This window comes from Pantoea sp. CTOTU49201, from assembly GCF_032054795.1.
GTDB lineage: Bacteria > Pseudomonadota > Gammaproteobacteria > Enterobacterales > Enterobacteriaceae > Pantoea > Pantoea symbiotica.
In genome coordinates, this window is record NZ_DAMBSA010000198.1 from 1 (window position 1) to 8,465 (window position 8,465).

The 8,465-nt window shown below is 53.5% G+C and carries 7 protein-coding genes; all 7 read right to left on the bottom strand.

Annotated elements, in window-relative coordinates; translation table 11 throughout:
* Positions 1-341 precede the first annotated feature (341 nt).
* Entirely contained in the window at positions 342-2,021 is a 1,680-nt protein-coding gene (locus RTY00_RS14470) for a methyl-accepting chemotaxis protein (protein WP_312664917.1), read from the bottom strand.
* A gap of 168 nt (positions 2,022-2,189) precedes the next feature.
* On the bottom strand, positions 2,190-2,687 hold the full coding sequence (gene cheW, locus RTY00_RS14475) for a chemotaxis protein CheW (RefSeq protein WP_008102858.1): 498 nt from the start codon (positions 2,685-2,687) through the stop codon (positions 2,190-2,192).
* A gap of 22 nt (positions 2,688-2,709) precedes the next feature.
* Positions 2,710-4,680 carry a chemotaxis protein CheA gene (gene cheA, locus RTY00_RS14480; protein WP_312664918.1) on the bottom strand — a complete coding sequence of 657 codons (1,971 nt, stop codon included), beginning with the start codon at positions 4,678-4,680 and terminating at the stop codon, positions 2,710-2,712.
* A 10-nt stretch (positions 4,681-4,690) separates the two neighbouring features.
* Complete coding sequence (gene motB / locus RTY00_RS14485; protein WP_154194782.1) at positions 4,691-5,722, bottom strand: flagellar motor protein MotB; 1,032 nt, start codon at positions 5,720-5,722, stop codon at positions 4,691-4,693.
* On the bottom strand, positions 5,719-6,606 hold the full coding sequence (gene motA, locus RTY00_RS14490) for a flagellar motor stator protein MotA (RefSeq protein ID WP_007891047.1): 888 nt from the start codon (positions 6,604-6,606) through the stop codon (positions 5,719-5,721). The genes motB and motA overlap by 4 nt, the downstream gene beginning before the upstream one ends.
* A gap of 132 nt (positions 6,607-6,738) precedes the next feature.
* The gene (flhC, locus tag RTY00_RS14495) at positions 6,739-7,317 is read right to left on the bottom strand and encodes a flagellar transcriptional regulator FlhC (RefSeq protein ID WP_008102852.1); all 579 of its coding nucleotides are present in this window, start codon (positions 7,315-7,317) and stop codon (positions 6,739-6,741) included.
* The gene (gene flhD, locus RTY00_RS14500) at positions 7,317-7,667 is read right to left on the bottom strand and encodes a flagellar transcriptional regulator FlhD (protein ID WP_008102850.1); all 351 of its coding nucleotides are present in this window, start codon (positions 7,665-7,667) and stop codon (positions 7,317-7,319) included. Before flhD ends, flhC begins: the two co-directional genes overlap by 1 nt.
* Positions 7,668-8,465 lie beyond the last annotated feature (798 nt).

Consider the following 8,465-nt stretch of genomic DNA (forward strand, 5'->3'; position numbering starts at 1 on the left):
ACAGTAATTGTAAAGCGCCAAAAACCAGCAATACGGCGATGAGGCTGGTCACTACATTGATTCGTTTTAACATGGGTTCTCCAGGGGATGCGTTTCGGCTCCCCCAGTTATCGACCGGTAATCTGAATATTTCAGGGTGCTTAAGCTACTTTACGAATTAAAACTCTGCGTTTGAGCATGATTACAGTGTTTTATAACTAAAGAAATTAACAGTAAAAAAAATGCGCCTTTATCGGGTGAGCGATAAAGGCGCATTTTTTTAATGTTGGTCGCCATGAATGGCGACCCTACAAGTGAGGTTTGCGTAGGGTCGGCATTTATGCCGACCGCTATTTAACGCGTTAAAACGTCTCCCAGTTGCTGTCACCCGCCGCAGCGGTCACCGCTTTACGCGGTGTGCCCAGCGTGGGTGGGGCGATCTGTGGATGACGCACGCCGGCTTTGGCCTGCGGCTGCGCTTGCGCCGCGCGCGGTACGCGGAACACTGCTACCGACTGGCTCAGGCGGCTGGCCTGCTCTTCCAACGATGCCGCCGCCGCCGCCGACTCTTCCACCAGCGAGGCGTTCTGCTGTGTCACGCGATCCATCTCCGTTACCGCCTGACCAACCTGATCGATACCACGGCTCTGCTCATCCGACGCCGAGGCAATTTCGCCCATGATGTCAGTGACGCGCGTCACCGCATTAACGATATCGCTCATGGTTTCACCGGCGGTGCCCACCAGTTCAGATCCACTGTTCACACGTTGGACGGAATCTTCAATCAGCCCTTTGATCTCTTTCGCTGCCTGCGCGCTGCGCTGGGCCAGATTACGCACTTCACCGGCGACCACCGCAAAACCACGGCCCTGCTCACCGGCACGCGCCGCTTCTACCGCCGCGTTCAGCGCCAGGATATTGGTCTGGAAAGCGATGCCATCGATCACGCTGGTGATGTCGGCGATCTTCTTCGAACTGCCAGCGATGTCGCTCATGGTGCGCACCACGCCTTGCACCACGTCGCCGCCCTTCTGCGCGGTTTCGGAGGCGCTCAGCGCCAGCTGTGACGCCTGACGCGCGTTTTCTGCGTTCTGCTTCACGGTGGCGGTTAGCTGTTCCATGCTGGCGGCGGTCTGCTCCAGTGAAGCCGCCTGCTCTTCGGTACGTGCCGAGAGATCGTTGTTGCCCGCAGAGATTTCGCTCGCCCCGGTAAAGATGGCATCCGAACCGTCACGCACATCACTCACCGTGCGCACCAGCGACTGCTGCATCTCATGCAGGCTTTCCGCCAGCTGGCTCATTTCGTTGCGCCCTTCAACCGCGATGCTCTGCGTTAAATCGCCCTGCGCAATGTGCTGAATATGCTGGATGTTGTCATTAAGCGGCTTGATAAGGATTTTGCGCATGCCAAACCAGCACAGCACAATCACCGCCACCACAATCGCCAACACCGCGCCTAACAGCCAAATCATGTGTTCGTAGGCTGAGCTGTTGGCTTCGACGCCCGCAGCGGTCAGGCGATCCTGATCGGCACGCCACTGGCGATACTCTTTCAGGAAGGCGTTTTGACTCGGCGCAACCGGCGCTTTGGCTGCCTGATCGAGATCTTTTGCCACCAGCGCATCATGCAACTGGCCCAGCGCGCTGGCATAGGCGGTATAGGTTTCATCCACACGTTTATTCAGTGCGGCATCCTGTCCCGGTGTGTCCGGCGTGGCTTTAAACAGCTGGTAGTTATCGGCGGCGTCTTTCTGGAAGGCTTTGCTGTCGTCATACAAACCGGCGATATCCGCTTCACTGCCGGTGAGTTTGCTGGTTGCCATACGCAGCTGAATGCGGGTTAACACCACACGGCTCTGATTGAGGCTCATGTAGGCGTCGTTGATGGCGGCAGTGTTTTTGCTCGCCAGTTGTGAAACGTTAAAACTGTTTTTGTCATCGCTTAACGCTTTGAAAAACAGTGAGCCGGATGCCAGCTGTAAAAAGCCAAACACCAACAACACCAGCAATAAGCTGGTGACCACGCGGATTCTCGTAAACATAGTTTGCCCTGGAAAATGAAGAAAAATGGTACAGATCAGTTATCGACCAAAGGCGGAGAATATTGAGGGATATTGCAGAGGTTTCTTGCGGTTTTGTTGTTGATTTGTAAGGAATTAATTCACACGCGTGATGATAACGGGCCGCAGCAGCGCGGCCCGTTGCGGGGATTATGCGGTACGCAGGTTATCCACCAGCGCCATCTCTTCGCTGCTCAGCAGCTTTTCGATGTCGACCAGAATCAGCATGCGTTCACCCAGCGCGCCGAGACCGGTCAGGTACTCGGTGGACATGGTGACGGCGAACTCCGGTGAAGGGCGAATCTGCTCTTGCGTCAGCGACAGCACGTCAGAAACGCCATCGACCACGATGCCTACCACGCGATGCTCAAGATTAAGCACGATCACCACGGTGTTCTCGTTGTACACCACATCCGGCTGCGAGAATTTCACGCGCAGGTCGATGATTGGCACGATCACGCCGCGCAGGTTGGTCACGCCTTTGATGAATTCCGGCGTGTTAGCGATGCGGGTTACCTGATCGTAACCACGAATCTCCTGCACTTTCAGAATGTCGATGCCGTACTCTTCGTCACCCAGTGTGAAAACTAAGAATTCCTGGCCCACGGTTTCGCCAGCGATTTTGGTCACGGTTGCCATGTCAGTCATTTTTTTACCCTTTCGTTATCTATTACGCTGCGGCACCGGCCACACGCTTTTCACGGTTCAACGATTGCAGTGCTGAGACATCCACAATCAGCGCCACGCTACCATCGCCCAAAATGGTGGCGGCAGAGATGCCCGGCACTTTGCGATAGTTGCTTTCAAGGTTTTTCACTACCACCTGATGCTGACCAATCAGCTGATCAACCAGCAGCGCATAGCGACGGCCTGCGCTTTGCAGAATCACCACGATGCCTTGGGTGGCGTCGGTTTTGGCGTTCTGCACCTCAAACACATTCCACAGTTCCACCAGCGGCAGATATTCGCCACGCACTTCCAGCACGCGCTCGCCACCGGCCAGCGGTTTCAGCTCTTCGGCGGTTGGCTGCAGCGATTCCATCACCGCGTTGAGCGGCAGAATGAACACTTCGTTAGCCACGCGCACCGACATGCCGTCAAGGATCGCCAGCGTCAGCGGCAGCAGGATGCGAATGGTGGTGCCTTTGCCCTGCTTCGAGGAGATTTCGACGTGACCGCCCATCTCCTGAATATTACGTTTCACCACGTCCATGCCCACGCCACGGCCCGACACATCGGTAACCTGCTCGGCGGTGGAGAAGCCCGGCGCGAAGATCAGCATGCCGACTTCTTCGTCGCTCATGCTGTCGCTGACCGGCAGGCCAGATGACAGCGCTTTCGCCAGAATACGTTCGCGGTTCAGACCGGCACCGTCATCGATCACTTCGATGCAGATGTTGCCGCCCTGATGTTCCGCAGAGAGCGTCAGGTTGCCGACGGCGGTTTTATTCGCCGCCAGACGTTTTTCCGGGGTTTCGATACCGTGATCGAGGCTGTTACGCACCAGGTGCGTTAACGGATCGATTATGCGCTCAATCAGGCTCTTATCCAGTTCGGTCGAGCTGCCGAGCAGCGTCAGTTCCACTTCTTTGCCCAGCTTGCTGGCCAGATCGCGCACCAGACGCGGGAAGCGGCTGAAGACATACTCCATCGGCATCATACGAATCGACATCACCGATTCCTGCAGATCGCGGGCATTACGCTCCAGCTGACCCATGCTGTTCAGCAGGTCGCCGTGCGCCACCGGATCCAGCGCGCCGGAGCGTTGCGCCAGCATCGATTGGGTGATCACCAGTTCGCCAACCAGGTTAATCAGCTGGTCAACTTTCTCGACGGCCACGCGGATGCTGCTGGATTCGCTGCCTTTGGCCGGTGCGGCGGCACGCTTAGGTTCACGTTTCACCGCTGGCGTAATATCGGTCACGGTGGCGGTTTGCACCGCTTCTGCAGCCACTTCCGCTACCGGCGCTTCGGTAACTGCCGCTGCGCCTGACGGGAAGTGGATCTGTGCTTCATCCAGCACAAAACAGAGCACCGCTACGATGTCATCTTTGCCGACGCCATCAATGGTGACTTCCAGCGAATTGGCGCCTTTCACCACGTTGCTGACGGTGCCGAGATTGCCGAGCTCTTCCAGCATCAGCTCCGGCTCTTTCTCTTTCAGGTCAACCAGTTGCAGGCGCAGACCGCTGGCGGCAACGGCTGCAGCAATCTCAACCACTTCGGCGACTTTCGGTGCTTCAGGCGCAATGCCTTTCGCTTCCAGTGCCAGCTGGCGCAGCGCTTCACAGATATATTTGAAGCTTTCCGCGTTAGGCTCCTGCGCCGTTTTATAGGCATCGAGCTGTTCTTGCATAATATCTTTGGTTTCCAAAAACAGGTTGATGATATCGGTGCTGAGCTGCATCTCGCCGCGGCGCGCACCATCCAGAATGTTTTCCAGGATGTGGGTGGTTTCCTGTAAAACCGTAAAGCCAAACGTACCGGCTCCGCCCTTGATAGAGTGGGCGGCGCGGAAGATGGCATTCAACTGCTCGGAATCGGGCTCCTGGGGATCAAGTCCCAACAGGTGTTGCTCCATATCCGCTAACAGCTCATCGGCTTCATCGAAAAACGTCTGGTAAAAATCGCTGATGTCCATGCTCACGGGATCACCTCGGCTGTGAGGGTTGGTCTGGTGTCACCGCGCTCGCCGCGGGCGTCGCCGCTGCCGCAGGTGCCGTTGCAGCAGCCGGCGCAGCCGGTGTCGCAGTGGAACCTGTTGGGGCAGTCGACGCAGCCGGTACAGCGGGTGCGGTAATGTCGGGAATAATTTGCGCCGGGTCGCTTACCTGAACGGCATCGCTCTCGGCATTCTCTTTTTCAATCGCCGCTTCGGTGTCGTGATTCAACACCAGCAGGCTAATGCGGCGGTTGACTGCATCATTAGCACCACGGTTTTTCAGCTTCATGGTGTCGGCCATACCGACCACACGCAGCATTTTGGCGCCGTCGAGGCCACCAATCACCAGCTCGCGCCGTGAGGCATTGGCACGATCCGCCGACAGTTCCCAGTTGCTGTAGCCACGGTCGCCGTTGGCATACTGGAAATCATCGGTGTGACCCGCGAGGCTGATTTTGTTCGGAATATCATTCAGCACCGGCGCGATAGTGCGCAGGATGTCGCGCATGTAAGGCTCCACGTCCGCGCTGCCGGTTTTAAACATCGGGCGGTTCTGGCTATCGATAATCTGAATGCGCAGTCCCTCTTCCACCATGTTGATAATCAGGTGTGGACGCAGTGCTTTCAGACGCGGATCGGCTTCAATCAACTGGTCGAGCTTTTCACGCAGGCGATTCAGACGGATCTCCTCCAGCTTCTTCTTCTGCGCATCCATATCGACAATCTTCTTTACTTCACCCTTCTGCTGCGTCGGATCGTCGCCGCCGCCAGGGATCGGACTTTCGCTGTCACTGCTTCGCTGACCGCCGGTTAACGCCACTTTCAACGGTGTTTTGAAGTATTCCGCAATTTGGACCAACTCTTTGGGGCTGGAGATGGAGAGCAACCACATCACCATAAAGAACGCCATCATCGCCGTCATAAAGTCGGCATAGGCAATCTTCCACGAACCGTGGCTCCCATGGTGACCTTTATGTTTGCGCTTTTTAACCAGCACAATGGGGCGATTGCCTGCTTTCATGAATTCTCATCCGAAGTTTGTTTCGCCGGGTTCTTGGCGTTACGCACGTGCTCTTCCAACTCTGAGAACGATGGACGCTCGGCGGAGTACAGCGTTTTACGACCAAATTCCACGGCGATTTGCGGCGCGTAACCGTTGAGGCTGGAGAGCAACGTCACCTTCACGCACTGCATCATCTTGGTGGTTTCGGCACATTTCTGACGCAGCACCGACGCCAGCGGAGAAATAAAGCCGTAAGCCAGCAAAATCCCGAGGAAGGTACCGACCATCGCGTGGGCCACTAACGCACCCAGTTCAGCCGCCGGACGGTCGGCTGATGCCAGTGCGTGCACCACGCCCATTACCGCCGCGACAATACCGAAAGCCGGTAAGCCATCACCCACCGCCGATATACTTTGCGCGGGTACTTCGCACTCGTGTTCGTAGGTCTCGATCTCTTCATCCATCAACGCTTCGATTTCGAAGGCGTTCATATTTCCGCTGACCATTAAACGCAAATAATCGGTAATAAAATCGACTAACTGTTTATCGGACAAAATACGCGGATAGTTAGCGAAAATTTCACTCTGGCTGGGATCTTCAATGTCGCGTTCTAATGACAACATGCCTTGCTGACGTGATTTCGCCATAAGCCGATACAGCAGCGCCATTAAATCCATGTATACCGCTTTGTTATATTTCGAGCCGCGCATTAACAATGGCAGCGCTTTTAATGTTTTCTTAATCGATTTGCCATTATTGCCGACTAAAAAGGCACCAATACCGGCACCGCCGATAATGATCAGCTCCGCCGGTTGATATAGCGCGCCTAAATGTCCGCCGACCATCGCGTAGCCGCCCAACACGGAGCCGACGACCACGATATAACCCAGAATTATCAGCACAAAAAATCCTTACGTCCGTAACGTGTTGATGGAAGTTAAGCCAGAGAGCCGCAGGTGTTATTCGTTTATCGCAGGCAAAAAAAAAGCAGCGGTATTAACCGCTGCTGGATGTTTTCCACGATGCGAACAAACTTAAACGGCGCGTTTAACCTGTTCATCCAGCAGTTGTGGAAAGGTATCGGCAGAATCTGCAGAAAGTTTACGTCTTTTTACGGCACGTGATGGCGGCTGGCACAGGCTGCAGACAAAGCTGCCAACGGGCTGGTGCGCGTGGTTAATAAAGCTTCCACCACAGCACTTACAGTCAGACAGTTCCAGCATGCCGCTTTCAACGAATCGCACCAGGGTCCATGCACGCGTTAGCGCCAACAGCGGGCCCTCGTCCGATTGCGGACACTGCTCAAGATACAAGCGATAAGCTTTGATTACCGCTTCAACGCCACTGTTCAAGCCGGTTTTCAGCAGGAACTGCCAGGCGTTACAGAACATAGAAGAGTGGATGTTTTGTTCCCAGGTCATGAACCAATCCGTAGAGAATGGCAGCATGCCTTTCGGTGGTGGAGCACCACGCAGTTCTTTATAGAGTTTAATCAGGCGACCACGGCTCAGCTGCGTTTCACTCTCCAGCATTTGCAGTCGTGCGCCCAACGTAATCAGCTCCATTGCCAGCTGAATATCGCGCGCTTCCTGAACAATACTTTTTTCGGTCATTAAACTGCCCTCTTCTTCGCAGAGACGTCATCTTTAGACGCATTCCGCAGCAGGCGGCTGGATAATAAAATACCGGTGTGGATTTGCTGCAAGTCATCCACGCGTGACTCTTGAGTCAGACGATTAATATGGTTGTGATCGGTAAAACGGAACTGGCAAACCAGTTGATTGGTTTCCGCTAATTTTACCATCTCAGGTAAGGTTAATTGCGACAATGCATCAGCCATCGATTCATCGATGCCTAAACGAAACATTGCTGAAGCTTTTTCCTGGTTAATTAAACGCTGAGCAAGAAGCAAATATGACAGATTGATGTCATATATATGTTTTAGTAATTCTGATGTACCCATTTTTTTCCATCCTGATAGACGCGACACATATACGGCCACAGAATTAAATTGTTCTATGGTTCGGGCTGCTGGTTGGTAAATCTAAAGATGGCAAAAAATAATCAGGCTTGAGCCAACGCGTACCTAACTGTTTCACTTCCCGTCAGGACACTGATCAGTAGTAATCAAAACTCCAGGCCATTCTTTGCTTGAGTAGTAACCATCTTCCGTGACGTCTGCTTACAGTTTTTTAAGACTAATCTGAAAACAAGGCAAATCTATATCGTCTGATTTCGACATACAACGTGAGTGGCGCGAAATTTTAGATAAAGTGTGATCTACATCACACTTTTAAGGCAAATTTTTTCGCTAACCCTTCAGCATCGCTTTTCTGTTGTCTGTTTTTTGCACAATTTCTGATTATTTCTTTAATATTTTGCTGAAGTAAGGCGGATTTTAGGCTCTGCGGAAGATTGTCATTACAACGCGATCAGATATCTGCCTCGTTGCAATTAGGGTGCTATAACGCGCCATATAAAGAATTATATGCAGCATAATACTCTGAATTATCGAGAAACTATTCGCTTCTAAATTAATCACTTACAGGGAATATTGCCCATGTGCCGTAAAGCGAGACGCTAGCGAAGCGTGAAGACTGGGCGTAGAGCGCCTGGGAACTGTCAATGGATTGTAGGGAGTGTTTAGCGTGCGGCAGGGGATGTAACAGAGCGTTACATTAGAGAAATGAATGAATGGGCGTTTTTTCGGTTTGCTACGCGTTTACTATCGGCGTACCACCTGAGATCTTTAGGGTTGAGA

Coding starts and splice junctions, on each gene's coding strand:
- RTY00_RS14470 (WP_312664917.1), bottom strand. CDS start 2,021: ATGTTTACGAGAATCCGCGTGGTCACCAGCTTATTGCTGGTGTTGTTG.
- motB (WP_154194782.1), bottom strand. CDS start 5,722: ATGAAAGCAGGCAATCGCCCCATTGTGCTGGTTAAAAAGCGCAAACAT.
- cheA (WP_312664918.1), bottom strand. CDS start 4,680: ATGGACATCAGCGATTTTTACCAGACGTTTTTCGATGAAGCCGATGAG.
- flhD (WP_008102850.1), bottom strand. CDS start 7,667: ATGGGTACATCAGAATTACTAAAACATATATATGACATCAATCTGTCA.
- cheW (WP_008102858.1), bottom strand. CDS start 2,687: ATGACTGACATGGCAACCGTGACCAAAATCGCTGGCGAAACCGTGGGC.
- flhC (WP_008102852.1), bottom strand. CDS start 7,317: ATGACCGAAAAAAGTATTGTTCAGGAAGCGCGCGATATTCAGCTGGCA.